Raw genomic sequence first — 24,879 nt, 5'->3', positions numbered from 1 at the left:
CGCATGACCCGGGCAGGGGCATCGCGAAACCCGATCACATCAGATGCAGACGCTCTTATGCCTGGGACTGCGTCCTTCCTATGCTGCCGGCCGATCACCGCCGGCCCCGGCCGCGGCATTCCAGCAAGGAGAAGCACGACGTGCCCCATATCATCACCAGGATCGAACGTGCCGCGCCGGCGGATGTGGCCGCCCTGTCGAAATTCGGCAGCGCCACGATTCACGAGGCGCAGGGCCGGCTTGGCGCGCTGAGCTCGCGCCTGAAGCCCGTGGACCGCGCCATGTCGGTCTGCGGCCCCGCCTTCACCGTGCAAAGCGCGCCGCGCGACAACATCATGCTGCAGCTGGCGATCCATTACGCCCAGCCCGGCGATGTCGTCATCGTCTCGGCCGGGGAATACGAGGAGGCGGGCTGCTTCGGCGACGTTCTGGCCAATGCCTGCCTGGCCAAGGGCATCGCCGGCGTGGTCACCGATACCGGGGTGCGCGACACGCAGGAGCTGATCCGGCTGGGCCTGCCGGTGTTCTCGCTGAGCGTCTGCATCAAGGGCACGGTCAAGGAAACCCTGGGCCAGATCAACGGCGACATCGTCATCGGCGGGCAGGTGGTGCGGCCGGGCGACGTGATCCGCGGCGATGCCGACGGTCTGGTCGTCGTGCGCCGCGAGGATGCCGCCGAGGTGGCGCGCAAATCCGCCGCGCGCGAAGCCGACGAGGCCGGCTATATCGAGGCCTACAAATCGGGCCGGACGGTGATCGACGTCTGCAATCTTGAGGCGGTGCTGAAGGCCAAGGGCCCGACCACCGATCTTTGACGAGGCCGTCCCGCGTCCCCGGGACGCGGGGGCCGTCAGGCCGATGATTCCCGCACGATCAGGTCGGTCTGGATTTCGATCCGGGCCGGCGCCGCGTCGGAATCCTGCCGCAGCAGGGCGACGATCAGATCCGCGGCCTTGCTGCCGATGCTGCCGGCATGGACATCGATCGTGGTCAGGCGGGGCACGCTGATCCTGCCGATCTCGTAATTGCCGAAGCCGGCCACCGCCAGGTCGCCGGGGATGCCGATGCCCCGCCTCTGGCATTCCGAGATCACCCCGAAAGCCACCAGATCCGAGACGCAGACGACTGCCCGGGTCCCTGGCTGGCTGTCCAGCAAGGCCCCGAGCGCCTGCGCCCCTTCGGCCATGCCGACCGGGGCGGTGCCGGCGGGAACCAGCCGCGTGTCGTCCAGCCCGTGGCGGCGCATCGCCTCGACAAAGCCGCTGCGGCGCTGGCCGCCGCGCGGATCGCGCGGCGATTCACCACCGATGAAGGCGATGTTGCGATAGCCCGAGGCGACCAGGTGATCCACCAGCCGGCCGATGCAGGCGGTGTTGGAAAAGCCCACGACATGCCGGATCGGCTGGGCGGGCAGGTCCCAGATTTCGATCACCGGGATCCGTGTCGCGCGCAGCATCTGCCGCGTCCTGCGCGTGTAGTCGCCCACGGTCAGGACGAGCGCCTCGGGCTTGCGGCGCAGCAGCTGGCCGATCAGCCTTTCCTCTTCCTCGGGGTCGTATTCGGTATTGGCCAGCAGGATCTGCAAGCCGTTCCGCGACAGCCCGCGCGAGAGCTGCCGCACGGTTTCCGCGAAATTCGCGTTGTTGATCGAGGGCACGGTGACCGCCACGAAGCCGGAGCGGTTCTGCCGGAGGCTGGCGGCGGTCGCGTCGAAGACATAGCCCAGTTCCTCGGCCTTGGCCAGAATCCGGGCGCGTGTCTGCGGGTTGACGCCCTCGTCGCCGCGAAACGCGCGCGAGACGGTCATCGCGGAAACGCCGACTGCCTTGGCGATATCCGCCATCTTCACGGTTCCGCTGTGAAATCCGTCCCTGCTCATGCCGCCACATGCCCCTGCCGAAAGGCAGGCTAGACGCTGCGGGATGCGGCCACAACACCCCGGCGGCATGGGACAGGATGCCGCGGCAGGCCGTCCGCCGCCCGCCCGGCATGGCGGGATGACGCAAGCCTAGAGCGAGACACTGATCGCCCCGTCCACATAGAGCGTGTGCCCGTTCACGAAGCTCGATGCGTCCGAGGACAGAAAGACGCAGGCCCCCACCAGTTCCTCGACCAGGCCCCAGCGCCCGGCAGGGGTGCGCTTTTCCAGCCAGGCCGAGAAATCGGGGTCCGCGACCAGCGCGGCGTTCAGCGGCGTGTCGAAATATCCCGGCGCGATGGCGTTGCATTGCAGCCCGTGGCGGGCCCAGTCCGTCGCCATGCCCTTGGTCAGGTTGCCGACGGCGCCCTTGGTGGCGGTATAGGGGGCGATGCCCGGCCGCGCCAATGCGGTCTGGACCGAGCAGATGTTGACGATCTTGCCGCGCCCGCGCCGGATCATGTGCCGCGCCACCGCCTGCCCGACGTGAAAGACCGAGGCGATATTGGTCTGCAGCAGGGCCTCGAACCGGTCGGCCGGGAAATCCTCGAGCGGCGTGCGATATTGCATGCCGGCATTGTTGACCAGGATGTCGATGGGACCGGCCGAAGCTTCGAAACCGTCGATGGCGGCGCGGACCTCGTCATGGCGGGTCACGTCGAAGGGCAGGGCCCGGATCTCGGCCCCGGGCAGTTCCGCCTGCAATGCGGCGCGCGCCTCCTCCAGCCGTTTTGGATCCCGGCCGTTCAGCACCACTGCGGCGCCGCTTTTCGCCAGTCCCCGTGCCAGCGCATGGCCGATGCCCTGCGACGACCCCGTCACCAGCGCGCGGCGGCCCGCCAGCCCGAACAGGCTTTCAACAAATCCATTCGTCCTGGCCATCCCGTTCCTCCGTTTGGGTCTCGACAAATCCGTTCGACTCGTGTTTTGTTATCGATAACTATCCGAGTCAAGGGCCCGCTGAAAGGGCGACCGGAAAATCCCGCACCATAATGGAGAACACGATGAGCAAGCCGGTGGTCCTGCAGATGGGGGCCTATCCCGAATGGGACGAAGTTCCGCTGAAGGCGGATTACGACCTGCGTCGCTATTTCGAGGCCGCGGACAAGGAGGCCTTCCTGGCCGAATGCGGTGCCGAGGTGCGGGCCATCGCCACCCGCGGCGAACTGGGCGCCAGTCGCAAGATCATCGAGGCCTGCCCGAATCTCGAACTGATCTCGGTCTATGGCGTGGGCTTCGACGCGGTCGATCTGGAAGCCTGCCGCGAGCGGGGGATCCGGGTGACGAACACGCCCGACGTGCTGACCGGGGACGTGGCCGATCTGGGTGTCGCGATGATGCTGGCCGTCGCGCGCGGCATCGTCGGCGCCGAAGCCTGGGTGCGCAGCGGCAACTGGGCGGCCAAGGGCAATTATCCGCTGCAGCGCCGCATCTGGGGCAGGAAGGCCGGTATCCTGGGGCTGGGCCGGATCGGCTTCGAGATCGCGCAGCGTTTGCGCGGCTTTGGCATGGATATCGCCTATTCCGACGTCGCGGCCAAGGACTATGCCGCCGATCTGACCTTCATCGCCGATCCGGTTGCGCTGGCGCGGCATTCGGAGTTCCTGTTCGTCGCCCTGGCGGCCTCGGGCCAGACCCGGCACATCGTCAATAGCGAGGTGATCGAGGCACTTGGTCCCGAGGGCGTGCTGGTCAATGTCTCGCGTGCGTCCAACATAGACGAGGCGGCGCTGATCGCCGCGTTGCAAGACGGCCGGCTGGGCGCGGCGGCGCTGGATGTTTTCGATAACGAACCCCAGATCGACCCGCGCTTCCTGGAGCTGCCGAACGTGCTCCTGCAGCCGCATCAGGCCTCGGGCACCGTCGAGACGCGCAAGGCGATGGGCGAACTGGTCCGCAACAACCTGGCGGCGCATTTCGCCGGCCAGCCCCTGCTTACCCCGGTTGTCTGAGGCCGTCATGAAAGCGATTGTCATCCACGCCGCCAAGGATCTGCGCATCGAGGAACGCGAGCCCGAGGCGCTTGGCCCGGGACAGGTGCGCATCCGCCTTGCGGCCGGCGGGGTCTGCGGATCGGACCTGCATTACTACAACCACGGCGGCTTCGGGGCGGTGCGGCTGCGCGAGCCGATGATCCTGGGCCATGAGGTCTCCGGCCATGTGGTCGAATGCGCGCCGGACGTGGCGGGGCTCGTTCCCGGCGATCTGGTCGCCGTCTCGCCCTCGCGCCCCTGCGGTGATTGCGGCTATTGCCGCGAGGGGCTGCCCAACCATTGCGAGAACATGCGCTTCTATGGCTCGGCCATGCCGTTCCCGCATATCCAGGGCGCGTTCCGGCAGGAACTGGTGGCGGATGCCGCGCAATGCGTGCTGGCCAACGGCCTGACGCCGGGCGAGGCGGCGATGGCCGAGCCTCTGGCGGTCACGCTGCACGCCGCGCGCCGGGCGGGCGAGTTGCTGGGCAAGCGCGTGCTGGTCACCGGCTGCGGGCCCATCGGCCTGTTGTCGATCCTGTCGGCGCGGCTGGCGGGCGCGGGCGAGATCGTCGCCACGGACCTGTCGGATTTCACGCTGGCGATGGCGCGGGAATGCGGTGCGGACGCGGTCGTCAACACCGGCGCGGCGCCCGACGGTCTGTCGCCCTTTGCCGCCGGCAAGGGCAGTTTCGACGTGCTGTTCGAATGCACGGGTGTTGCCGCGGCCATCGCGCCGGCCATCGCGGCCATGCGGCCGCGCGGCGTGGTCGTCCAGCTTGGGCTGGGCGGTGACATGCCGCTGCCGATGACGGCGATCACCGCCAAGGAGCTGGACCTGCGCGGTTCCTTCCGGTTCCACCCGGAATTCGCGACCGGCGTCCAGGCCATGCTGGCGGGCCGGATCGACGTCAAGCCGCTGATCACCCACGAAATCGCCCTGGACGAGGCCGAAACGGCGTTCCGGCTGGCCTCGGACCGTTCGGCGGCGATCAAGGCGCAGATCCTCTTCGCCTGAGCCGAGACGTCAGCCTTGGCCTGAACCGGAGGCCGCCGAGGAACGCGCTGCCTCTGTTGCCAGCCGCACCAGATGATCGCGCACCACGGCGGCCGCTTCCGAAAGCGGCAGCTGGGCCGAGACGCAGATCGCCATCGCGACTTTCATGTTGGGGCGCCGGATGCGGTAGCTTCGGGCATCGGGGACGCGGCGCAGCACGGCCTGCGCCGCCGATGCGGGCAGGATGGTGCAGCCCAGCCCCTCGGCCAGCGCGTTCGACAGATAGGAAATCGACTCTGTCTCGGCGACCACTTGGGCGCTGCTCCCGACGCGCGACAGCGTCGTTTCGATCACCTGGCGGACGGTATGGATCGGGCTCGGCAGGATCAGCGGCTGGGACACGGCTTCTGCGAACGAGATCTCGCCATCCTCCGGCTCGGCGATCTGCGTTCCGACGAAATACAGCTCTTCCGTCGAGATCGGCTCGAAGCTGAGGCTGGGGATCTTGCCGGGATCGAAGATCAGCGCGATGTCCGTCTTACCGGTCATGATCTGTTCGCTGATCACGCCGCCGCCGACTGCCTCATTGGCATAAAGCAGGATGCCCGGATGCTTTTCGCGGATGGTCCGCATCAGCTGCGTCGCCACCAGCGAGCCGAGGCCCAGCGGCGCGAACACGACGCTGACCGCGCCGGTAATCTCCTCGGAGGAGGTGGCGATGTCCTGCTCGGCCTGGTTCATCTGCCGGATGATCATCTGGCAATGGCGATACAGGACCTTGCCCGCCTCGGTCGGGATGACGCCGCGCTTCGAGCGCAGCAGCAGCGGCTTGCCGAAATGGGTTTCCAGCGCGGCGATCTGCTGGCTCAGCGCCGGCTGGGCGATGTGCAGGATCGCCGAGGCGCGGGTGATGCTACCGATGTCCACGATCTTCATGAAGGCGTAAAGCCTGCGTATGTCCATGATAGCACGTCCTTAAAGCACGATTCTGCCGGTTCCCGCCGGTCATTCTATTTGGTCCATGCCCTTTGCGCACCGATGTATAAGCATTCGCGATCATGTCAGACCGAACTGTTCTTTTCGCGACGACCGGCCTGTCGGCTAGGGTAGCAGGTGCAACGGTCACAAAACTGCAAAACAGCCGCTCCGCAGCGATATGCCGTTGGTCCGGCTCGCTTGCGGTAAGTGCCAAGATAGGGAGAGATTGATGTTCCTCAAGCCGATCGCGTTGGGGGCTGCGGCTGCGCTTGCCCTGGCAAGCGCCGCTGTGGCGCAAACCCGGCTCAGCTTGTCCGAAGTGCTGCCGGACGGTAATTTCATGGCGGAAAACGCCAAGAGCTTCGCCGAGGCCGTCAAGGAGGCGACCGATGGCGAGGTCGTCATCAATGTCGCCACCTCCGGGTCGTTGGGCTTCAAGGGGCCCGACCAGTTGGGCGCGGTGCGCGACGGGCTTGCCGACATGGCCGATATCAACATCAGCCAGCAGGTCGGGATGAACCCGCTGTTCGGCGCCGAAGGCGTGCCCTTCCTTGTCGAATCGATGGAGGAGCTGAAGGAATATCACACCTTCCTGCGCCCCGAGTTCGAGAAGCTGGCCGAGCAATACAACCAGAAGATCCTCTACATGGTGCCGTCGCCGGCCCAGTATGTCTATCTGAAGACCCAGGTCGACGATATCGGCGATTTTCGCGGCATCACGGTGCGCGGTGCCGACAAGAACACCGTCGATATCGTCAGCAGCCTTGGCATGGACGGCATCGCCATGCCCTGGGGCGAGCTGCTGCCGGCGCTGGCCTCGGGCCGGGTCAGCGGCGTTGCGACTTCCGCCACCTCGGGCGTGGACGGCAAGTTCTGGGAATTCCTCAGCCATATCTATCCGACCAACCATACCTGGGGGTCGAACGCGGTGACGATCAACCTCGATTCCTGGAACAGGCTCACGCCGGAGCAGCAGGCCGCCATCGAGAAGGTCGCCGCCGAGCTTGAGCCGCAATTCTGGGAAAGCTCGCGCGAGAGCGACGGGAAAAGCCTTGAGATCATGACCGGCCACGGCATGCAGCTGGTCGAGCTGTCGGACGAGCTGAAGGCCCAGATCGCCGAGAAGGCCAAGCAGGTTCAGGCGGAATTCTTCGACCGCGTTCCTGCGGCCAAGCCGATTGCCGATGCCTATCTCGCGTCGAAAGGCGGCAACTGAGATGGCCGGAGAGCAGCATGTCGCCTCCAAGGCCGTCGCTGAACGCGGTGCTGCCGCTGCCCTGCAAAGGGCGGCGGACTTCGCCTCGCTGGTCGCGGCCTGGCTTGCCGGTCTCTGCGTCCTCGGCCTGACCCTGCTCGTGCTGATCGACACCACGATGGCCTTGATCAGCCGTTATGTCCCGTCCTTTCCGACGGGTACCGGAATCGGCTGGGAATACAGTGCCTATCTAATGGGCGCGGCCTTCCTGCTCGGCTCGGGCATGACGTTGCGCGCGGGCCTGCAACTGCGGGTGGAGCTGCTGCTCTCGATGGGCAAGGGCCGCTACGCCCGGATGTTCGAGATATTCGCCGCCATCCTGGGCTCCGGTGTCACGCTTCCTCTGGCGGTCTGGCTTGCGCAGTTCACGCATCGCACCTGGAGCTATGGCGAGGTTTCCCAGGACAGTTTCACGCCCCTGTGGATCCCGCAGCTGGTGCTGACCATCGGCGCGGCCGTGCTGGCCTTCCAGATGGTTGCCCGACTCGTCACCGCCATCAGCGGCAACATTGTCGACAAACCCAGCCTCGGTGCCGCGAGCGCCATCGAGTAAGCCACAGCGCCCCTGCGCGCGAAACCAGGAATATCGGGGAGAAACATGGGCGCTATCGTCGCAAGCCTGTTCGGGCTTCTTTTCGGCACATTGGCCATCGGGGCCTGGATCGGAATCGCCTTGCTGGCCACGGCCATCGGCCTGGCAATGATGTTCACCAGCCTGCCCGTCGACAGGCTGTTTCCGCAATACCTGTTCAACATCCTGACCACGCCCGACCTGGTCGCGTTGCCGCTTTTCATCCTGATGGGCGAGTTCCTGTTCCGCACGCGCCTGTCGGAGACCCTGTTCAGCGGCCTGGCTCCATGGGCGGGCCTGCTTCCGGGCCGGCTGCTGCATGTCAATGTCGTGGGCTGCTCGATCTTTGCGGCGATCTCGGGATCCTCGGCCGCGACGACGCAGGTCGTCGGCCGCATGACCCTGAAGGAACTGCTGGCCCGGGGCTATTCGCCCGATCTGGCCATCGGGAGCCTTGCGGGCGCCGGCACGCTGGGATTCCTGATCCCGCCCTCGACGGTGATGATCATGTACGGCGTGCTGGCCAATGAATCGATCCTGCGGCTTTTCACCGCCGGCTTCATTCCGGGCGTCCTGCTTGCCCTGGTCTTTGCCGTCTACATCATGATCCGCGCCAGCGCCAAGCCTGACCTGGTGCCCGAAAATGAACGCGCCTTGCGCCACATGCCCTTCCGCCAGCGTCTTGCCGCCCTGCGGGATCTCGGCCCGGTCATGTTCCTGATCCTCTGCGTCCTGGGCTCGATGTATGGCGGGTTGGCGACCCCTTCCGAGGCCGCGGCGCTGGGTGTGGTCGGCGCCTTCCTCGTGTCGCTGTCGCAGGGCGCGCTGAACCTGCGGGCGCTGCGCGACATCATCCTGGGGACGGTGCAGACCTGCTCGGTCATGGGCATCATCATCCTTGGCGCATCGGTGCTGGGCAACATCACCTCGACCCTTGGCATCCCTGCCGCGGTTGCAAATGTCGTGACGGACTGGAACCTGTCGCCGATGCTGCTGATCGTGGCGCTGATCGTGCTCTATCTCGTGCTCGGGACCGCGCTCGAGGGCTTTTCGATGATCGCGACCACCCTGCCGGTGGTGCTGCCGCTGGTCGAGGCCGCGGGTTTCGACAAGATCTGGTTCGGCATCTTCATGGTCCTGGTGGTCGAGATGGCGCAGATCACGCCGCCGGTGGCCTTCAACTTCGCCGTGATCCAGAACATCACCGCCCGAAGCACGGCCTATATCGCAAGGGTCACCTTCCCCTTCCTGATGATCATGATCGGCTTTGCGATCATGCTGGCGCTGTTCCCGGGGATCGTCACCTTTCTGCCCGATCTGCTGCTGGGCTGATCCCGCCCGCAGGCGGCGTCCCGGTCCCTTCACGCCGGGGCGCCTTGCGGGACAGGTTTGACTGCCTGTCCCGTTAGCGTTATCAGATGCCTCCGTGCCACGGGTCCGTCGCGCAGCTGCATTTCGATCATCATTCGGCGTCCCTCGCGGGGACGCGTTGTCCAGAGCAAAGAAGAATAATGAACACTGACACTAGGATCGGCCTGATCGGCCTGGGGACGATGGGTGCGGCGCTGGCGCTGAACATCGCCGAGAAGGGCTTTCCCATCGCGGTCTGGAACCGCACGGCCGAAGTCACCCGCCGCTTCCATGCCGAGGCCGGGGCGCTGGCGGAGCGCGTGGTCCCGACCGAAAGCCTGGCCGAACTGGTCGCCGCCATCGCGCCCCCTCGCGCCATCATCCTGATGGTCCCCGCCGGTCAGGCCGTCGACGACCAGATCGCCGCGCTGGCGCCGCTGCTCGGCCCCGAGGATCTGGTGATCGACGCCGGCAACGCCAATTTCCACGACACCAACCGCCGCGCGAATGCCGGCCTGCCGATGCGCTTCCTGGGCATGGGCGTCTCGGGCGGCGAAGAGGGCGCGCGCCACGGCCCCGCCATCATGGGCGGCGGCGCCCGCGCCGACTGGGACCGCGTCGCCCCGGTCATGCAGGCCATCGCCGCCCGGGCCGAGGACGGCACCCCCTGCGCCACCTGGATGGGCGAGGCCGGCGCCGGCCATTTCGTCAAGACCGTGCATAACGGCATCGAATATGCCGACATGCAGATGATCGCCGAGGTCTACGGGCTGATGCGCGACGGGCTCGGCCTGCCCGCCGCCGCCATCGGCGAGACCTTCGCCGGCTGGAACGGGGGGGCGCTGAAATCCTATCTGGTCGAGATCTCGGCCGCCGTCGCCGGGGCCGCCGATCCGCTGACCGGCCAGCCGATGCTGGACGTGATCCTGGACGCCGCCGGGCAGAAGGGCACCGGGCGCTGGACAGCGATCGAGGCGCAGCACCTCGCCGCGCCGATTCCGGTGATCGAGGCGGCGGTGGCGGCGCGCAACGTCTCGGCCCGGCTTGCCGAGCGCAAGGCGGGCGAGGCGCGCTTCGGCGCCGCTCCGCAGGCGCTGGACCTGGCGCTCGGCCAGCTGGAGCAGGCGCTGATCGCCGGCAAGATCCTGTGCTATGCGCAGGGTTTCGCGATGATCGAGGCTGCCGGCCGCGCCTTCGGCTGGCAGCTCGACCTGCCGGGGATCGCGCGGGTCTGGCGGGCGGGCTGCATCATCCGCTCGGCCATGCTGAACGACATGGCCACGGCGCTGGCCGAGGATCCGTCGCGCAACCTGGCGCTGGCGCCCTTCTTCGCCGAAAGGCTCGAGGCCGCGATGCCGGCGCTGCGGGCGGTGGTGGCGCAGGGGATCATGGCCGGCCATGCGCTGCCGGCGCTGGCCTCGGGGCTGAGCTGGTTCGACATGATGCGCACCGGCCGCGGCACCGCCAACATGATCCAGGCACAGCGCGACTTCTTCGGCGCGCATGGTTTCGACCGCCTGGACGGACAGGACCGCCATCACGGGCCATGGGGCAAGCCGGGCTGAGCGGCCTTCAGCCCCGGGCGGTGACCGCGCCGGGCTGCCGGAAGGTCGCTCGGTCCGGCACAAAACCATGCGCCGCGACCTGCCGATGCCGGCGGGGCACATGCGGGCTTGTCCCGAGGGCGATGGGCGGCGCCCGCCGACAATCGCCCGGAGCTGACGCCTCGGGCGCGGAACAGGCATTTCCCGTCACCGCCTCCTGCCGGCCGGCAAGCCAGGCGCAGACCGGCCCCGGACGCCTGGGGGCGGGGTCTGCCCATCGAGTCCGGCCCTGCCGGGCCGGCTGACCCGCCGCTTCCCGGCAGGAGGGGCAAAGCCTCCCCTCCGCCCCCTTTCCGCAGTCCTTGCCGCGCAAAACAGCAGCCGGATCGCCGCCCGATGTGCGAAAGCCGTTGCGGCCCGGCGGCGCATCATCAAAACATGCGCAGGAACGATTGCGCCTCAAACAGGGAGTTTGCCATGAACCCGAAAAGCCTGCTGATTGCCGGCACCGCCAGCCTTGCCCTTGCCGCGGCCGCGCAGGCCGAAGGCGTCAAGGTCGGGATGATCACCACGCTGTCCGGCGGCGGGGCCGGGCTGGGCGTCGATACCCGCGACGGCTTCCTGCTGGCGCTGAAGAACGCGGGCGAGGCGGGCCAGGCGGTCGAGCTGGTGATCGAGGACGACCAGCAGAAACCGGACGTGGCGGTGCAGATCGCCGACAAGATGATCCAGTCCGACAAGGTCGACGTGCTGACCGGCATCGTCTGGTCGAACCTCGCCATGGCGGTGGTGCCGGCGGCGGTGGCGCAGGACAAGTTCTACCTGTCCACCAATGCCGCGCCCTCGCAGCTGGCCGGGGCGGGCTGCAATCCGAAATATTTCTCGGTCTCCTACCAGAACGACAACCTGCACGAGGCGGCGGGCGCCCATGCCACCGAGGCCGGCATCGGCAAGGTCTTCATCATGGCGCCGAACTATCCTGCCGGGCAGGATTCGCTGGCGGGCTTCAAGCGTTACTACAAGGGCGAGGTGGTCGGCGAGATCTATACCCAGGTCGGCCAGACCGATTACGCCGGCGAGATCGCCCAGATCCGCGCCAGCGATGCGGATGCGGTGTTCTTCTTCCTGCCGGGCGGCATGGGCATCGCCTTCATGAAGCAATATGCCGAATCCGGCGTCGGCAAGCCGGTGATCGGCCCGGCCTTCAGCTTCAGCCAGGACATCCTGCCTGCCGTGGGCGATGCCGCGCTGGGGGTCAGGAACACCGCGCAATGGTCCAAGCATCTTGAGAACGATGCGAACGCCGCCTTCGTCGAAACCTTTCAGGCCGAATACGGTCGGCTGCCCTCGCTTTACGCGGCGCAGGCCTATGACACGGCGAACCTGCTCCTCTCGGCCATCGCCAAGGCCGAGGTGGGCGATGCCGACGCCTTTCGCGCGGCGCTGGCCGAGGCGGATTTCCCCAGCGTGCGCGGCAAGTTCCGCTTTGGTCCGAACCAGCACCCGATCCAGGACTATTACGTGCGCGAGGTGGTCAAGGAAGGCGACGTGCTGACCAACAGGATCGTCGGCCCGGCCCTGGCCGACCATGGCGACGCCTATGCCGAGCAGTGCGGCATGTAAGCCGCGCTGATGCGGGCCGGCCGCGGCCGGCCCGCAGCGGGGCAAACCGGGAGAGAGAGCGGTGATGCTTCTGGCCGAGCAGGCGCTGAACGGCCTGCAATACGGGATGATGCTGTTCCTGATGGCGGCCGGGCTGACCCTGGTCTTCGGCGTCATGGGGCTGATCAACCTTGCGCATGGCTCGCTCTACATGACCGGGGCCTTCGCCTGCGCGGCGGTGGCGGCGGCCACCGGCTCGTTCTGGCTGGGGCTGGCGGCCAGCCTCGCGGCCGCCGCCGCGGCCGGCGCGCTGGTCGAGATCGCGGTGATCCGCCGGCTTTACGCCCGCGATCACCTGGACCAGGTGCTGGCGACCTTCGCGCTGATCCTGGTGTTCTCCGAGGGCACGCGCTGGCTCTTCGGCTCCTTCCCGCTTTACCTCAAGCTGCCGCCCTCGCTTTCCGGTGCGGTGGTGCTGCCGGGCGGGCTGCATTATCCGCTGTTCCGGCTGGTGATCATCGGCTTCGGCGCGGCGGTGGCCTTGGGCCTGTGGTGGCTGATCACCCGCACCCGGCTGGGCATCCGCATCCGCGCCGGCGAGGCGGATCGCGAGATGATCGGCGCGCTGGGGGTGGACATCGCCCGGCTCTACACCATCGTCTTTGCGCTTGGCGCGGCGCTGGCGGGACTGGCGGGCGCGCTGGTCGGCACCATCCAGTCGGTGCAGGTCGGCATGGGCGAGCCGGTGCTGATCCTGGCCTTCGTCGTGGTGGTGATCGGCGGCATCGGCTCGATCAAGGGCGCCTTCATCGGCGCGCTGCTGGTCGGCATGACCGACACGCTGGGCAAGGCGCTGCTGCCGGGGCTGTTCGCGCGGGTATGGGACGCCTCCAGCGCCAATACTGTCGGCGCCTCGCTGGCCTCGGTGCTGATCTATGTGCTGATGGCCGTGGTGCTGATCCTGCGGCCGCAGGGGCTGTTCGGGGCGAGGGGCTGAGCGATGCGCGAGATGCTGAACCGCGACACCGCGATCAACCTGGCGATCCTGGCCCTGCTGGTCGCTGCCGCCGTCGCCGCGCATCTGCTGGGCGAGGGCTTTGCCGTCACGCTGGCGACCAAGGCGGCGATCTTCGGCCTGGCCGGGGTGGGGCTGAACCTGGCGCTTGGCTATGGCGGGCTGATCTCGTTCGGCCATGCCGCCTTCTTCGGCATCGGCGGCTACGTGACCGCGATCCTGGCCAGCCATGCCGCAGCGGGCACGCCGGTCGCCACGCTGCCCTTCACCGTCATGGGCAGCAACGAGATGCTGGGCATCTGGCCCATGGCGATGCTGGCGGCGGGGCTGGCGGCGCTGGCCATCGGGGCGCTGTCCTTGCGCACCTCGGGCGTCTATTTCATCATGGTGACGCTGGCCTTTGCGCAGATGCTTTATTACTTCGCCATCAGCTGGCCGCGCTATGGCGGCGAGGACGGGCTGAGCTTCTATGTCCGCAACAGCTTTCCCGGCTTGAACACCTTTGCCCCGATCCAGTATTTCGCCGTCTGCGCCGTGCTGCTGGCCGTGGCGCTGGCCTTTACCGCCGTGGTCACGCAGTCGCGCTTCGGCCTGGCCTTGCAGGCGGCGCGGCAGAACAGCCAGCGCACTGTCGCCGTCGGCATCCGCCCCTATGCCATCCGGCTGACGGCTTTCGTGCTGTCGGGGATGATCGTCGGGCTGGCGGGGTCGCTCTACGCCGATCTGAACCGTTTCGTCAGCCCGGCCATGCTGTCCTGGCACATGTCGGGCGAGATCATGGTCTTCGTCATCCTGGGCGGCGTGGGGCGGCTTTGCGGCCCGGTCGCGGGTGCGGCGATCTTCATCCTGCTGGAACATGTGCTGGGCGGCATCAGCGATTACTGGCAGGCGCTGCTGGGCCTTCTGCTGCTGGCCATCGTTCTGTTCGCGCCGGGCGGTCTGATCGGCATTGTCACGCGAAGGGGCCGCCATGCCTGAGCCGAAGCTCAACGAACCCATCCTGGAGATCCGCGGCCTGCGCAAGTCCTTCGGCGCCTTGCTGGCAACCGACGATGTCAGCCTGGACCTGCGCCCGGGCGAGATCCACGCCCTGATCGGCCCGAACGGCGCCGGCAAGTCCACGCTGATCAAGCAGATCGTCGGCGAGATCCGACCCGACGCCGGTTCCATCCGCTTCGAGGGGCAGGTGATCGACGGGCTGGACGCGGCGGCGCGGGCGCGGCTGGGGCTGGCGCGCAGCTTCCAGGTGTCCTCGGTGATCCCGGATTTCACGGTGCTGCAGAACGTCATGCTGGCGGTGGCCGGGGCCAGCGGCGCGGTGTTCCGCTTTCACCTGCCGGCGCTGGCCGACCGCAAGCTGACCGAACCCGCCCTGTTCCATATCGAGCAGGCCGGCCTGGCCGGGCGGCATCTGGTCCCGGCCGCGAGGCTTTCGCATGGCGAGCGCCGCAAGCTGGAAATCGCCATGGCGCTGGCGCTGCGCCCGCGCGCCTTCCTGCTGGACGAGCCGATGGCCGGCATGGGGCTGGAGGGCGGGCGGCAGCTGACCGCGATCCTTTCGGAGCTGCGCGCCGAGGCGCCGATCCTGCTGGTCGAACACGACATGGACGCGGTCTTTGCGCTGGCCGACCGCATCTCGGTGCTGGTCTATGGCCGGATCATCGCCACCGGCAGCGTGGCCGAGATCCGCGCCAATCCCGAGGTGCGGCGCTCCTATCTGGGAGAGGAGGCATGACCCGGCTGCTGGAACTGCGCGACGTGACCGCCTCTTACGGCCCGGTGCAGGCGCTGTTCGGCATCACCCTCGACCTCGATGAGGGCGAGGTGGTGGCGCTGATGGGCCGCAACGGCATGGGCAAGACCACGACGATCCGCTGCATCAGCCGCCTGATGCCGCATTCCGGCGGCAGCCTGCGCCTTGCCGGCCGCGATGTCGCCGGGCTTTCGGCGCCCAAGGTGGCGCGGCTGGGCGTCGGACTGGTGCCCGAGGGGCGGCGCTGCTTCGCGCCGCTGACCGTGGCCGAGAACCTGACCGTCGCCGCCCGCCCCGGTCCCTGGGACATGGCCCGCGTCTGCGCGCTGTTTCCCCGCCTGCAGGAACGCATGGGCCAGGTCGCGCGCACCCTGTCGGGGGGCGAGCAGCAGATGCTGGCCATCGGCCGGGCGCTGATGACCAATCCGCGCCTGCTGGTGCTGGACGAGGCGACCGAGGGGCTGGCCCCGGTGGTGCGGCAGGAGATCTGGGCCGGCGTGCGGCGGCTGAAATCCGAGGGGCTGTCGATCCTGCTGGTGGACAAGTCGCTGCGCGAGATCGCCTTGGTCGCCGACCGCGCGGTGATCGTCGAACGCGGCGCGACGGTCTGGCAGGGCGGCATCGCCGGACTGACCGCCGACCTGACCGACCGCTATCTGGGGGTGTGAATGGCGACGGCGATCTATCGCGGCATGACCCGGCAGGAACTGGACACGGCCTACAGCAACACCGGCAGGCTTGCGGATTTCCCGGGGCTGATGCGGGATTTCCGTGCCCGCAGCGAAGCCTTCTACGCCGCGCGGCAGGTCCGGCGCGACCTGCGATACGGCCCCGGCGCGCGCCAGACCTATGACTGGTTCGTTTGCGGCCGGTCGGATGCTCCGGTCTTCGTCTTCATCCACGGCGGCTATTGGCAAAGCTGCGTCAAGGAGGATTTCGCCTTCTGCGCCCAGGGTCCCATGGCGCGCGGCCATGACGTGATCCTGGCCGAATACACCCTGGCGCCCGAGGCCTCGATGACGCAGATCGTGGCCGAGATCGGGCGCCTGCTCGACCATCTGGCGGCAAAGCTGGCGGGGCGGCGGCTGTGCCTGGCCGGGCATTCCGCCGGCGGGCATCTGGCGGCCATGCATCGCGGCCACCCGGCCGTGGCCTCGGTGCTGGCGATCAGCGGGCTGTTCGACCTGCTGCCGATCAGCCTCGGGCAGCTGAACGACAAGCTGCAGCTGACCGCGGCCGAGATCGCCGCCCTGAGCCCGATGCGCAACATCGCCCCGGGCGCGCCCATGCTCGTCTCGGTCGGGGCGGAGGAGCTGCCCGAGCTTGTCCGGCAATCGGACGACTATGCCGCGGCCTGCCGGCGGGCGGGCGAGCCCGCGGCGCTGCTGCACGTCCCTGGCTGCGACCATTTCCGGGTGCTGGACGATCTGGCCGATCCCGAGGGGGTGCAGCTGGCCGCACTGGCGGGACCGGTCCTTGGGGCCGGGCCGGGATGAGGCCGGGACAGGCGCATCGACGGCACCGCGCCGCCGTCCTATACCAGCGGCGCTGGCGGTTGCCGCTGCGCGCCTGGGCGGCAGGACCCGGCGGGGAAGGCGGGTAGGGGATGATGCAGGACAGGGATTCGCAACCGGGAAAGCCCGGTGCCGCAGCGGGGGCGCTGGCCGATCTGGCCTCGATCCATCTGGATCCTTGCGTTGCGCCGCCCGGGCCACTGTCCGGGCTGACGGCGCGCGGGGCCTGGCGGGCGGCGCTTGCCGAATGCGCCCTTGCCGGCGGCGCGCCGGGGCGGATGACCGCCGAGGGGCTGGAGATGCGCGGCAATATCCTGCGCTGGACCGGCCGCCGCGGCCCCGCGGCCCGCGTCACCCTGCTAGCCGACGCGACGCGCCACGGCGTTCTGGGGACCGGGCGGGCGACGCTGCTTGCGATCAACCCGCACCTGCCGGCCTGTGCGCTGCTCTTGCAATATGACCGCAGAGGCTTGCGGGTGATCGGACCGGGCGGGCTGCAGATGCTGCTGGCGCCGATCGGCGGCTTCGGCGACCGCCAGACCGTCGGCTGCGAGCTGGACCTGGCCGAGGGCCGGCTGAGCGTCGTCGAGGCGGATGGCGAAACCCGGCAATCGCCGCTGCAGGTCCCGGCCTTCGCGGTGGAGCGCGTCGAGATCGGCCGGGCCTGCCTTGGCGTGCTGCATGCTGCCGCCGTCATCGTGGAGTAGCGGATGCGCCTGCAATCGCTCTGGAGCCAGATGAGCGGCCTTGCCCCCGCCCGGCTTGCGGCCGGAGCGCAGATCGTCATCATCGACGGGCAGTCGCTGGCGCTGGGTTGCAACGCCTCGCCCGAGGAACGCCGCGCGCATTCCCATCACGCCCGGGCGGCGGTTCGGCAGCTGGACGGGCTTTGCCGCCCGGACGGGGTGGCGGTGCGGCTGCACGGCCCCGGCTCGCTGGGCTATGACGCGCGCCATGCGACCGGCCATTCCGCCGCCGTTCCGCTGGCGAACGTTCCGGCCGCCTTCAGCTTCAGCCAGGCGCTGGATCTGTGGCGCAGGCGGCTGGGAATCGCGCGGCACCGCATGTTCGTCGGCTGCCACAGCATCGCCGGCACCTCGATCCACGAATTCGACCGCGACCCGGCCCATGGCCGGCTGGGCACGACGATCCGCGACAACCATGCCCGCTGGCTGCAAGAGGCGCTGCGCGTCGCGCCCGGCGCCCGGCCCCTGGTCTATGGCATGATCCAGGGCGAGGCGAATATCGCCATGTCCGCGCCGGCCTATCGCGCCGCGGCCGCCCGGGCCTATGGCGACGCGCTGGACGATATCGAGGCGCTGACCGGCATCCGCCCGCCGCTGATGCTGTGGCAGACCGGCGGCTATGTGAACGCCGCCGCGGCGCGGCCCTATGGGCCGGTGCTGGCGCAGCTGGATCTGGTGCGGGATTTCGACGCTATCTTTGCCGGGCCGCTTTACCCGGTGCTGACCTTCGACAACGCGGTGCATCCCGATCTGCCGTCGCAGCTGATCCATTGCGAGATCGCCGCCTATGTCTTTGCCCGGCGCGAGCAGGGCCGGAACGTCAACCTGCTGCCCGGCAGGCCGGTCTGGCAGGGCAACACCCTGCGCATTCCCTTCTCGACCGAGGACGGCAAGCCGCTGATCTTCGATCCCGACAGCGAATATCCGGCCTATGGCGGGCTGGCCGATCACGGCGTCGAGGCGGCAGGCGCCCGCATCACCGATGTCGCGCTGGACGGCAATGCGGTGGTGGTGACCTGCGACGGCCCGATGACCCGGGTGCAGATCGCCCTGCAGGCGGCCGACATGTCCGCCCATGCGGACGCCCGGGGCAGGAACCACGGCGCGCATCGCTGCGACATCATCGAGGCGGATCCGCCCGACAGCCTGCTGCTGCCCGGCCGCAAGCTCAAGCGGTTCATCCCCAGCTGCCGGTTCCAGCGTCCCTGACCCCCGCCCGTCCGCGGCCGGGAGGGGCGGCCTTTCCGGCACGGCCCCTGCGGCGGGCCGGGCGGCTCAGGCCCCGGACAGCGAGGACCGCCGGGCGATCAGATCGGGCAGGGCGGCGACCGCGCTTCCCGACCTGCCCTCGATCAGCGCCAGCAGCAGATCGACCGCCGTCTCGGCGATCTGGGGCAGGTGCAGGTCCACCGCCGTCATCGGCGGCTGGGACAGCTTCGCCCGCAAGCCGTCGTAGCGGGTGGCGATGCGCAGCCGGTCGGGAACGGCGCGGCCAAGCGCGCGCGCCGCCCGGACCGCACCGCTGGCGAAGGCGTCGACCGAGGCATAGAGCCCGTCGATCGAGGGGTTTTCCGCCAGCAGGCGCAGGGCCTCCTGATAGCCCAGCTCTTCCCCCCCGGCCTCGTCCAGATGCAGCAGCACCGGCGCCATGCCGTGCCGCGCCGCGAAATCCAGATAGGCCTGTCCGGTCTCGGCATGGCTGGTGCGCGGGCTGGCGCCGGTCAGCACCGCGATATGCCGGCTGCCCTGCGCGGCCAGATGGTCCAGCAGCAGAAAGGCCGTCTCGCGCGAGCGCAGGTCGACCGCGGCGATGTCCGGGCGGCCCGGGACGGTCCCGATCGAGACGATGGGCGTCTTGCGCGATTCGAAATGCGCGACCAGCGGATCGTCGCGCGTCGGCTCGACCAGGATCACGCCGTCGAATCCCGCCCGGCCATGGCCCTGTCCCGAGGGATGCGGCGGAATCAGGCACAGCGCGATGTCGCGGGTCAGCGCCGACATGGCGGCCGAGGCGGCGATTTCCATCAGGAAGCCCAGCCGCGAGGGACCGGCCGCGACCGCGAAGGGCATCGAGGAGGCCAGCGCGATGATCCCGGTCCGGCCGCTGCGCAGCCCCTGGGCCAGGCTGCTGGGGTGATAGCCGATCTCGCGCGCCAGCCGGTGGATGCGCTCGCGCGTTTCGGGGTCCACGTGCCGCCGGCCGCTGAAGGCATGCGACACCGTCGTCGGGGAAACCCCGGCGGCTTTGGCCAGGTCTGAAATCGTCGGTCTGCCCAAGGTCTTGCTCGTCCATGCAGGATGCCCCGGCAGCTTAGCGCGTTCCGACCACCGTTGCAAAACGATTTGCAAGAATCGGAATCGGTGCTATTCAGGAAGCTGGCAAAACGATTTGCATAAAAGCAAACACCCCTTTCACCAACAGGGAACACGAGGATGAACCATCAAGAATCAAGGATAGATCCGGTCGACGAGGTGCTGCCGCTGAAAAGCCTGGTGCTTTACGGGATGCAGCACGTGCTGGTGATGGCGGCCTCGCCGATCACCGCGGTGTTTCTGGTCGCCCAGACGCTGGGCTTCGACATGGCGCTGACCGTGGCGATCATCAGCGCGACCTTTCTGGTCTGCGGGCTCGGCTCGATCCTGCAAAGCTTCGGGCCGGGCGGATTCGGGGCGCGGCTGCCCTTCATCATGGTCCCGGGCGGTGCGCCCATCGCCATCTTCCTGGCCATCGCCGTCCAGACCGATGTGCAGACCGCGGTCGGCGCCGTGCTGCTGACCTCGGTGTTCTATTTCCTGGCGCTGCCGGTGTTCAGCCGGCTGCTGCGCTTTTTCCCGCCCATCGTCGTCGGCACCATGCTGCTTCTGGTCGCGGTCAACCTGGTCAAGATCTATGGCGGCACCATCACCGGCAAGCCGGGGTCCGAGCATTTCGCCGATCCGGTCAATGTCGGGCTGGCGCTGGCGACCATCGCGCTGACGGTGCTGTTCTCGCGCATCTTCACCGGCACCTTGCAGCGCATCTCGGTGATGCTGGGTCTGATCGCTGGCACGGCGCTGGCGGCGGCGCTGGGGCGGCTTGACCTGACCGGGGTGATGACCGGGCCGCTGATCGCGGTGCCGCAGCCCTTTCCCTTCGGCATGCCGAAATTCGACCTCATCGCCTCGCTGCCGCTGATCGTCTTCTCGGTGATCTCGATGGCCGAGGCCACCGGCCAGACCATCGCCACCGCCGAGATCGTCGGCCGCAAGGGCGATGCCCATCCCATCGTGCCGCGCACCATCCGCGGCGACGCGGTGGCCTCGCTGCTTGGCGGCATGCTGGGCACCTCGCTGATCATCACCTCGGGCGAGAATGTCGGCATCGTGCGCGCCACCGGCGTCCGCTCGCGCCATGTCACCGCCATGGCCGGGGTGATCCTGGTGCTGATCGCGCTGATCGCCCCGGTGTCGCGGCTGGCCAGCGTCCTGCCCGGCCCGGTCGTGGGCGGCACCGCGGTCATCGTCTTTTCCATCATCGGCGTCATCGGCATCCATGTGCTTTCCCGCGTCGATCTGCGCCAGCACAGCGCCATGTTCACCCTGGCCTCGGGGCTGGCGATGGGGCTGATGCCGATCCTGGTGCCGGGGGTCTACAGCCAGTTCCCGCAATGGTCGCAGATGATCCTGGGCAACGGGCTGGCCATGGGCACGATCACCGCCGCGCTGGTCAACGCCCTGTTCCAGGTCCGCGCCGCGCCCGCCGACCCCGCCGCCAAACCCACCCCGCAAGAGGAACATGCCTGATGACCGACCTGCGCCAGACCTTCGCCGATGCCGAGCGGCTGATCGTCGCCCCCGGGCGCCTGCTGCTGGGCAACGGCCCGCAACCGGGCAAGGCCGTGCTGCTGCAGGGCGGCCGCTTTGCCGAGATCGACGAGGTGGGCGCGCTATGCGCCCGCCATCCCGGCCTGCGGCGGGTCGACCTGCCGCATCACCTGATGATGCCCGGCTTCATCGACACCCATACGCATCTGACCCAGTCGCTGGGCAAGTCGCTGGTCTTTGGCGAACCCTCCGAGATCTTCCGGCGCATCTGGGTGCCGCTCGAGGGCAGCCTGGACGAGCATATGGTCTATCTGTCCTCGAAGCTGGCGGCGCTGGAATGCCTGCGCGGCGGCTTCACCGCGGCGGTGGATGCCGGCACGCGCTCGGCCGGGCATATCGGCCGGCTGGTCGATGCGGCCCGCGAAACCGGACTGCGGCTGGTGGTGGCGCAGATCTGCAACGATCTGGGCGGCGCGGCCCAGGTCCCCGAGGCCGACGAGATCCTGCGCCGCGCCGCCGCGCATCTCGCGGCCTATCAGGGCGACGCGCTGATCCATCCCTCGCTTGCCATCTCGATCCCCGAGGCGGCGACGGACGGGATGCTGCAGCGCATCTCGGCCCTGGCGGCCGAGGCGGGGGCGGTGTTCCAGACCCATGTCAACGAGCATCTGGTCGCGGTCGAGCGTTCGCTGGTCGCGCATGGCCGGCGCCCGCTGCAGCACCTGGCCCATATCGGGGCGCTGGGGCCGCAGGCGCTGATCGCCCATTCCACGCTGATCACCCCCGAAGAGCTGATGATCCTGCGCGATACCGGCACGGCGGTGGCCTATAATCCCGTCGCCTCGGTCTGGAAGGGGAACGCCATCGTGCCGGCCCTGCAGATGCAGGCCCTGGGCATCCGCTTCGGCCTTGGCACCGACGGCACCCGCTCGGACGGGTTCCGCCTGATGGACGCGGCGGAATCGCTGCAGCGCGCCGGCTACGGGCTGGCCTCGGGTGACAGTTCCTGCGGCGGCGGCTGGCTGTGGCTGGAGGCGGCGACCGGCATGGCGGCCGAGGCCAGCGGGCTGGGCCGGCTGACCGGGCGGATCGCGCCCGGGCTGGCCGCCGACTTCCTGCTGGTCGATCTGGACCGGCCCGAATTCACCCCCTCGCACGATCTCAGCTGGGAGTTGGTGCGCTATGGCAACCGCGACCAGATCGACGCGGTCTTCACCGGCGGCCGGCTGCGGCTGGTGCAGGGCTGGCCGGTCGACTGGGACGCCCGCGCCCTGCTGGCCGAGATCCGCGAGCTGACCGCCCCGGCCATCGCCGCGGCGCCGATCCAGCGCATCCATGCCACCGCGGACAGCGCCCTTGCCATGAGGCCGGCGTGAGTCTCGCCGCCTTTCTTCTGCTGTCGCTGGCGGTGCTGGGCTCGGCCTTCGTGCAGGGTGCGGTCGGCATCGGCTTTGCACTGATCATGGCGCCGATCTTCGGGCTGGTGGACGCGGCCTATCTGCCGGTGACCCTGCTGATCCTGATGCTGCCGCTGAACTTCCACGTCGCCTGGCGCGAGCGCCAGACCATCGACCGCCGCGGCGCCAGCTGGATCATCCTGGGGCGGTTCTTCGGCACCTTCCTGGGCATGGCGGTGCTGATCGCGCTGTCCGTCCGCCAGCTTGAGATCGCAGTCGGCCTGTTCACGGTGCTGGCGGCGGGGATCGCGCTGCTGGCGCCGCCCTTTTCGCCGGGCCGCTCGGCCTCGCTGGGGGTGGGGCTGTTCACCGGCGTCACCGAGACGGCGACCGGAATCGGCGGCCCGCCGCTGGCGCTGCTTTACCAGCATGCGCCGGGCCCGGTGCTGCGCGCGACCGTCGCCACCTGCTTCCTGGTCGGAGAGGTGATCTCGCTGATCCTGCTGGCGGTGGCGGGGCGGCTGCATGTCGACCATATGCTGGCGGCGCTGTATCTGGCGCCGGCGGTGGTGATCGGCACGGGCCTGTCGCGCCTTGCCCATGCCCATGTCAACGGGCCGGCGCTGCGCCTGGCGGTGCTGGGCTTCTCGATCGCCAGCGGGCTGTTCCTGATGCTGCGGGGCTGAGCGTCCGCCGCGCCGTCCCCCGCCGGCGGCTCTGGACTTTGCCCGAGGATGCGGCACTCTGCCCCGGACGAGGACCGCAGGGACGACAAGGGAAGGGGGCCGCATGAACGATCCGACCGCGATGACGGCGCAGGGGCTGGCGCAGGCCATGGCCGCAGGACGGCTCAGCGCCGAGGCGGTGATGGCCGCGCATCTCGACCGGATCGAGGCGCTGAACCCGGCGATCAACGCCATCGTCAGCCTGCGCCCGCGCGACGCCCTGCTGGCCGAGGCGCGCGCCGCCGACCGCGCCCCGCGCAAGGGCTGGCTGCACGGCCTGCCGGTGGCGGTCAAGGATCTGGCGGCGGTGCGCGGGCTGCGCACCACCTGGGGCTCGCCCCTGTTTCGCGACCATGTGCCCCCGGCCGACGACCTCGTGGTGGCGCGGATGCGCGCGGCGGGCGCGATCTTCATCGGCAAGACCAACACGCCGGAATGGGGCCTGGGCTCGCACAGCTTCAACGAGGTTTTCGGCGTCACCCGCAATCCCTATGACCGCAGCCGCAGCGCCGGCGGCTCGTCGGGCGGGGCGGCGGCGGCCCTGGCGGCGCGGCTGGTGCCGGTCGCGGACGGCTCGGACATGATGGGCAGCCTGCGCAACCCGGCGGCCTTCTGCAATGTCTACGGCTTTCGCCCCAGCTGGGGGCTGGTGCCGGGCGATCCGGTCGGCGACGGCTTCATGGCGACCCTGTCCACGCTGGGACCGATGGCGCGCTGCCCCGAGGATCTGGCGCATCTGCTGGCCGTCATGGCCGGTCCGGACCCGGCCGTGCCCTTCGGCCGCCCTGCCGAGGATTTCGCCGCCGGCCTTGCCGGTCCGGTGGCGGGCACGCGCATCGGCTGGCTGGGCGATTGGGGCGGCGCCTATCCCTGCGAGCCGGGCATCCTGCCGCTGGCCGAGGCGGCGCTGGCGCAGCTGGCCGATCTGGGCTGCGAGATCGTGCCCCTGCCGCCGCCCTTCCCGGCCGGGCGGCTCTGGCGGGCCTGGACGGTGCTGCGGGCCTTTCTGAACGCGGGCGCGCGGCGCGGGCTTTACGACGACCCCGCCGCCCGCGCGCAGCTGAAGCCCGAGGCGGTCTGGGAGATCGAGCAGGGCCTGGGCCTGCCGGCGCAGGAGGTCTACGAGGCCAGCGTGATCCGCAGCGAATGGTATCGCCGGCTGGCGCGGCTGTTCCGGCAGCTCGATGCCATCGCGCTGCCCTCGGCGCAGGTCTGGCCCTTTCCGGCGGAATGGCGCTGGCCCCGGCAGGTCGGCGGGCGCGAGGCGGACAGCTATCACCGCTGGATGGAGATCGTGGTGCCGGTCAGCCTGGCCGGGCTGCCCTGCCTGTCGGTCCCCATCGGCTTCGGCGCGCAGGGCTTGCCGATGGGCCTGCAGCTGGCCGGTCCGGTCGGCGGCGATGCGGCGATCCTGCGGCTGGGGCAGGCATGGCACGAGGCGACGGATTGGCCGGGCCGGCGACCGCCGCCGCCGGCCTGAGGGCGACGGCGGAAAGGACCGGCGGAGGGGCTGCGTGACCGGGACGAAAGACGGCCCGACATGGCGGCGGCGGGCGCCCCCGCCGGCCCCAAGCTCTCGCAGCGCACAGGGGCGGGGCCGCTTGGGGCGGCCGGGGCGATGCCCGGCACCACCGGCCCATGCGCCTTGCGCAGGGGTCCGGCGGCTGCGGAATCGCGGGCCCCGCCCAAAAGCCGCCGAACCCCGGGCCAGGGACGGTTGCCCTATCCCGGCCCGGC

23 protein-coding genes are annotated in these 24,879 nt (G+C 69.2%); 19 read left to right on the top strand and 4 right to left on the bottom strand.

All coding sequences use genetic code 11. From position 1 onward, the window contains the following. Positions 1 to 140: 140 nt before the first annotated feature. On the top strand, positions 141 to 815 hold the full coding sequence (locus tag PARJ55_RS0110750; RefSeq protein WP_028713047.1) for a 4-carboxy-4-hydroxy-2-oxoadipate aldolase/oxaloacetate decarboxylase: 675 nt from the start codon (positions 141 to 143) through the stop codon (positions 813 to 815). Between the two features lie 35 nt (positions 816 to 850). Here the strand turns inward: PARJ55_RS0110750 and PARJ55_RS0110745 are convergent, their stop codons facing one another. Together PARJ55_RS0110745 and PARJ55_RS0110740 are read right to left on the bottom strand one after the other, a co-directional pair. Continuing rightward, entirely contained in the window at positions 851 to 1,879 is a 1,029-nt protein-coding gene (locus PARJ55_RS0110745) for a LacI family DNA-binding transcriptional regulator (RefSeq protein WP_232215693.1), read from the bottom strand. A 129-nt stretch (positions 1,880 to 2,008) separates the two neighbouring features. Further along, positions 2,009 to 2,800 carry an SDR family oxidoreductase gene (locus tag PARJ55_RS0110740; protein ID WP_028713045.1) on the bottom strand — a complete coding sequence of 264 codons (792 nt, stop codon included), beginning with the start codon at positions 2,798 to 2,800 and terminating at the stop codon, positions 2,009 to 2,011. Between the two features lie 122 nt (positions 2,801 to 2,922). Between PARJ55_RS0110740 and PARJ55_RS0110735 the strand changes: the two genes are divergently transcribed. Beyond that, on the top strand, positions 2,923 to 3,870 hold the full coding sequence (locus PARJ55_RS0110735) for a 2-hydroxyacid dehydrogenase (RefSeq protein ID WP_028713044.1): 948 nt from the start codon (positions 2,923 to 2,925) through the stop codon (positions 3,868 to 3,870). Between the two features lie 7 nt (positions 3,871 to 3,877). Continuing rightward, on the top strand, positions 3,878 to 4,909 hold the full coding sequence (locus PARJ55_RS0110730) for an L-idonate 5-dehydrogenase (protein ID WP_028713043.1): 1,032 nt from the start codon (positions 3,878 to 3,880) through the stop codon (positions 4,907 to 4,909). 9 nt (positions 4,910 to 4,918) lie between these two features. Here the strand turns inward: PARJ55_RS0110730 and PARJ55_RS21890 are convergent, their stop codons facing one another. Further along, positions 4,919 to 5,851 (bottom strand): LysR substrate-binding domain-containing protein, encoded by a 933-nt coding sequence (locus tag PARJ55_RS21890; RefSeq protein ID WP_028716573.1) that lies wholly within the window; start codon positions 5,849 to 5,851, stop codon positions 4,919 to 4,921. Positions 5,852 to 6,095: 244 nt separating this feature from the next. Here PARJ55_RS21890 and PARJ55_RS0110720 point away from each other — a divergent pair, with 244 nt between their 5' ends. From PARJ55_RS0110720 to PARJ55_RS0110665, 12 genes are all read left to right on the top strand, one after another. Further along, on the top strand, positions 6,096 to 7,082 hold the full coding sequence (locus PARJ55_RS0110720; RefSeq protein ID WP_036697604.1) for a TRAP transporter substrate-binding protein: 987 nt from the start codon (positions 6,096 to 6,098) through the stop codon (positions 7,080 to 7,082). 1 nt (position 7,083) lies between these two features. Next, on the top strand, positions 7,084 to 7,674 hold the full coding sequence (locus tag PARJ55_RS0110715; RefSeq protein ID WP_028713041.1) for a TRAP transporter small permease subunit: 591 nt from the start codon (positions 7,084 to 7,086) through the stop codon (positions 7,672 to 7,674). Between the two features lie 45 nt (positions 7,675 to 7,719). Then, positions 7,720 to 9,024 (top strand): TRAP transporter large permease, encoded by a 1,305-nt coding sequence (locus tag PARJ55_RS0110710; RefSeq protein WP_028713040.1) that lies wholly within the window; start codon positions 7,720 to 7,722, stop codon positions 9,022 to 9,024. A gap of 179 nt (positions 9,025 to 9,203) precedes the next feature. Beyond that, positions 9,204 to 10,607 (top strand): NADP-dependent phosphogluconate dehydrogenase, encoded by a 1,404-nt coding sequence (gene gndA / locus PARJ55_RS0110705; protein ID WP_028713039.1) that lies wholly within the window; start codon positions 9,204 to 9,206, stop codon positions 10,605 to 10,607. 456 nt (positions 10,608 to 11,063) lie between these two features. Then, a complete protein-coding gene (locus PARJ55_RS0110700) occupies positions 11,064 to 12,209 on the top strand; it encodes an ABC transporter substrate-binding protein (protein ID WP_028713038.1) in 1,146 nt (381 codons plus the stop codon). A gap of 64 nt (positions 12,210 to 12,273) precedes the next feature. Further along, the gene (locus PARJ55_RS0110695) at positions 12,274 to 13,185 is read left to right on the top strand and encodes a branched-chain amino acid ABC transporter permease (protein WP_028713037.1); all 912 of its coding nucleotides are present in this window, start codon (positions 12,274 to 12,276) and stop codon (positions 13,183 to 13,185) included. Positions 13,186 to 13,188: 3 nt separating this feature from the next. Further along, positions 13,189 to 14,181 carry a branched-chain amino acid ABC transporter permease gene (locus PARJ55_RS0110690; RefSeq protein ID WP_084637827.1) on the top strand — a complete coding sequence of 331 codons (993 nt, stop codon included), beginning with the start codon at positions 13,189 to 13,191 and terminating at the stop codon, positions 14,179 to 14,181. Further along, entirely contained in the window at positions 14,174 to 14,938 is a 765-nt protein-coding gene (locus PARJ55_RS0110685) for an ABC transporter ATP-binding protein (protein WP_028713035.1), read from the top strand. Before PARJ55_RS0110690 ends, PARJ55_RS0110685 begins: the two co-directional genes overlap by 8 nt. Beyond that, on the top strand, positions 14,935 to 15,624 hold the full coding sequence (locus PARJ55_RS0110680; protein WP_028713034.1) for an ABC transporter ATP-binding protein: 690 nt from the start codon (positions 14,935 to 14,937) through the stop codon (positions 15,622 to 15,624). The genes PARJ55_RS0110685 and PARJ55_RS0110680 overlap by 4 nt, the downstream gene beginning before the upstream one ends. Next, a complete protein-coding gene (locus PARJ55_RS0110675; RefSeq protein ID WP_028713033.1) occupies positions 15,625 to 16,452 on the top strand; it encodes an alpha/beta hydrolase in 828 nt (275 codons plus the stop codon). It begins immediately after the preceding gene. Positions 16,453 to 16,562: 110 nt separating this feature from the next. After that, complete coding sequence (locus PARJ55_RS0110670; RefSeq protein WP_028713032.1) at positions 16,563 to 17,177, top strand: hypothetical protein; 615 nt, start codon at positions 16,563 to 16,565, stop codon at positions 17,175 to 17,177. 3 nt (positions 17,178 to 17,180) lie between these two features. After that, on the top strand, positions 17,181 to 18,425 hold the full coding sequence (locus PARJ55_RS0110665) for a hypothetical protein (RefSeq protein WP_028713031.1): 1,245 nt from the start codon (positions 17,181 to 17,183) through the stop codon (positions 18,423 to 18,425). A gap of 66 nt (positions 18,426 to 18,491) precedes the next feature. Here the strand turns inward: PARJ55_RS0110665 and PARJ55_RS0110660 are convergent, their stop codons facing one another. Next, entirely contained in the window at positions 18,492 to 19,493 is a 1,002-nt protein-coding gene (locus tag PARJ55_RS0110660; protein WP_028713030.1) for a substrate-binding domain-containing protein, read from the bottom strand. 156 nt (positions 19,494 to 19,649) lie between these two features. Here PARJ55_RS0110660 and PARJ55_RS0110655 point away from each other — a divergent pair, with 156 nt between their 5' ends. The 4 genes from PARJ55_RS0110655 to PARJ55_RS0110640 all read left to right on the top strand — a co-directional run bounded on the left by PARJ55_RS0110655 (position 19,650) and on the right by PARJ55_RS0110640 (position 24,622). Next, positions 19,650 to 20,999 (top strand): uracil-xanthine permease family protein, encoded by a 1,350-nt coding sequence (locus PARJ55_RS0110655; RefSeq protein WP_028713029.1) that lies wholly within the window; start codon positions 19,650 to 19,652, stop codon positions 20,997 to 20,999. After that, the gene (locus PARJ55_RS0110650) at positions 20,999 to 22,396 is read left to right on the top strand and encodes an amidohydrolase family protein (RefSeq protein WP_028713028.1); all 1,398 of its coding nucleotides are present in this window, start codon (positions 20,999 to 21,001) and stop codon (positions 22,394 to 22,396) included. Before PARJ55_RS0110655 ends, PARJ55_RS0110650 begins: the two co-directional genes overlap by 1 nt. After that, on the top strand, positions 22,393 to 23,103 hold the full coding sequence (locus tag PARJ55_RS0110645; protein ID WP_028713027.1) for a sulfite exporter TauE/SafE family protein: 711 nt from the start codon (positions 22,393 to 22,395) through the stop codon (positions 23,101 to 23,103). Before PARJ55_RS0110650 ends, PARJ55_RS0110645 begins: the two co-directional genes overlap by 4 nt. A gap of 103 nt (positions 23,104 to 23,206) precedes the next feature. Continuing rightward, a complete protein-coding gene (locus tag PARJ55_RS0110640) occupies positions 23,207 to 24,622 on the top strand; it encodes an amidase (RefSeq protein WP_028713026.1) in 1,416 nt (471 codons plus the stop codon). Positions 24,623 to 24,879: the final 257 nt, after the last annotated feature.

This window comes from Paracoccus sp. J55, assembly GCF_000513975.1.
GTDB lineage: Bacteria > Pseudomonadota > Alphaproteobacteria > Rhodobacterales > Rhodobacteraceae > Paracoccus.
This window is presented reverse-complemented; position numbering and strand designations above follow the sequence as displayed.

Excerpts from the sequence above, each read along its gene's own strand:
- PARJ55_RS0110745 (WP_232215693.1), bottom strand. The coding sequence starts at position 1,879 with ATGAGCAGGGACGGATTTCACAGCGGAACCGTGAAGATGGCGGATATC.
- PARJ55_RS0110740 (WP_028713045.1), bottom strand. The coding sequence starts at position 2,800 with ATGGCCAGGACGAATGGATTTGTTGAAAGCCTGTTCGGGCTGGCGGGC.
- PARJ55_RS0110735 (WP_028713044.1), top strand. The coding sequence starts at position 2,923 with ATGAGCAAGCCGGTGGTCCTGCAGATGGGGGCCTATCCCGAATGGGAC.
- PARJ55_RS0110730 (WP_028713043.1), top strand. The coding sequence starts at position 3,878 with ATGAAAGCGATTGTCATCCACGCCGCCAAGGATCTGCGCATCGAGGAA.
- PARJ55_RS21890 (WP_028716573.1), bottom strand. The coding sequence starts at position 5,851 with ATGGACATACGCAGGCTTTACGCCTTCATGAAGATCGTGGACATCGGT.
- PARJ55_RS0110720 (WP_036697604.1), top strand. The coding sequence starts at position 6,096 with ATGTTCCTCAAGCCGATCGCGTTGGGGGCTGCGGCTGCGCTTGCCCTG.
- PARJ55_RS0110715 (WP_028713041.1), top strand. The coding sequence starts at position 7,084 with ATGGCCGGAGAGCAGCATGTCGCCTCCAAGGCCGTCGCTGAACGCGGT.
- PARJ55_RS0110710 (WP_028713040.1), top strand. The coding sequence starts at position 7,720 with ATGGGCGCTATCGTCGCAAGCCTGTTCGGGCTTCTTTTCGGCACATTG.
- gndA (WP_028713039.1), top strand. The coding sequence starts at position 9,204 with ATGAACACTGACACTAGGATCGGCCTGATCGGCCTGGGGACGATGGGT.
- PARJ55_RS0110700 (WP_028713038.1), top strand. The coding sequence starts at position 11,064 with ATGAACCCGAAAAGCCTGCTGATTGCCGGCACCGCCAGCCTTGCCCTT.
- PARJ55_RS0110695 (WP_028713037.1), top strand. The coding sequence starts at position 12,274 with ATGCTTCTGGCCGAGCAGGCGCTGAACGGCCTGCAATACGGGATGATG.
- PARJ55_RS0110690 (WP_084637827.1), top strand. The coding sequence starts at position 13,189 with ATGCGCGAGATGCTGAACCGCGACACCGCGATCAACCTGGCGATCCTG.
- PARJ55_RS0110685 (WP_028713035.1), top strand. The coding sequence starts at position 14,174 with ATGCCTGAGCCGAAGCTCAACGAACCCATCCTGGAGATCCGCGGCCTG.
- PARJ55_RS0110680 (WP_028713034.1), top strand. The coding sequence starts at position 14,935 with ATGACCCGGCTGCTGGAACTGCGCGACGTGACCGCCTCTTACGGCCCG.
- PARJ55_RS0110675 (WP_028713033.1), top strand. The coding sequence starts at position 15,625 with ATGGCGACGGCGATCTATCGCGGCATGACCCGGCAGGAACTGGACACG.
- PARJ55_RS0110670 (WP_028713032.1), top strand. The coding sequence starts at position 16,563 with ATGATGCAGGACAGGGATTCGCAACCGGGAAAGCCCGGTGCCGCAGCG.
- PARJ55_RS0110665 (WP_028713031.1), top strand. The coding sequence starts at position 17,181 with ATGCGCCTGCAATCGCTCTGGAGCCAGATGAGCGGCCTTGCCCCCGCC.
- PARJ55_RS0110655 (WP_028713029.1), top strand. The coding sequence starts at position 19,650 with ATGAACCATCAAGAATCAAGGATAGATCCGGTCGACGAGGTGCTGCCG.
- PARJ55_RS0110650 (WP_028713028.1), top strand. The coding sequence starts at position 20,999 with ATGACCGACCTGCGCCAGACCTTCGCCGATGCCGAGCGGCTGATCGTC.
- PARJ55_RS0110640 (WP_028713026.1), top strand. The coding sequence starts at position 23,207 with ATGAACGATCCGACCGCGATGACGGCGCAGGGGCTGGCGCAGGCCATG.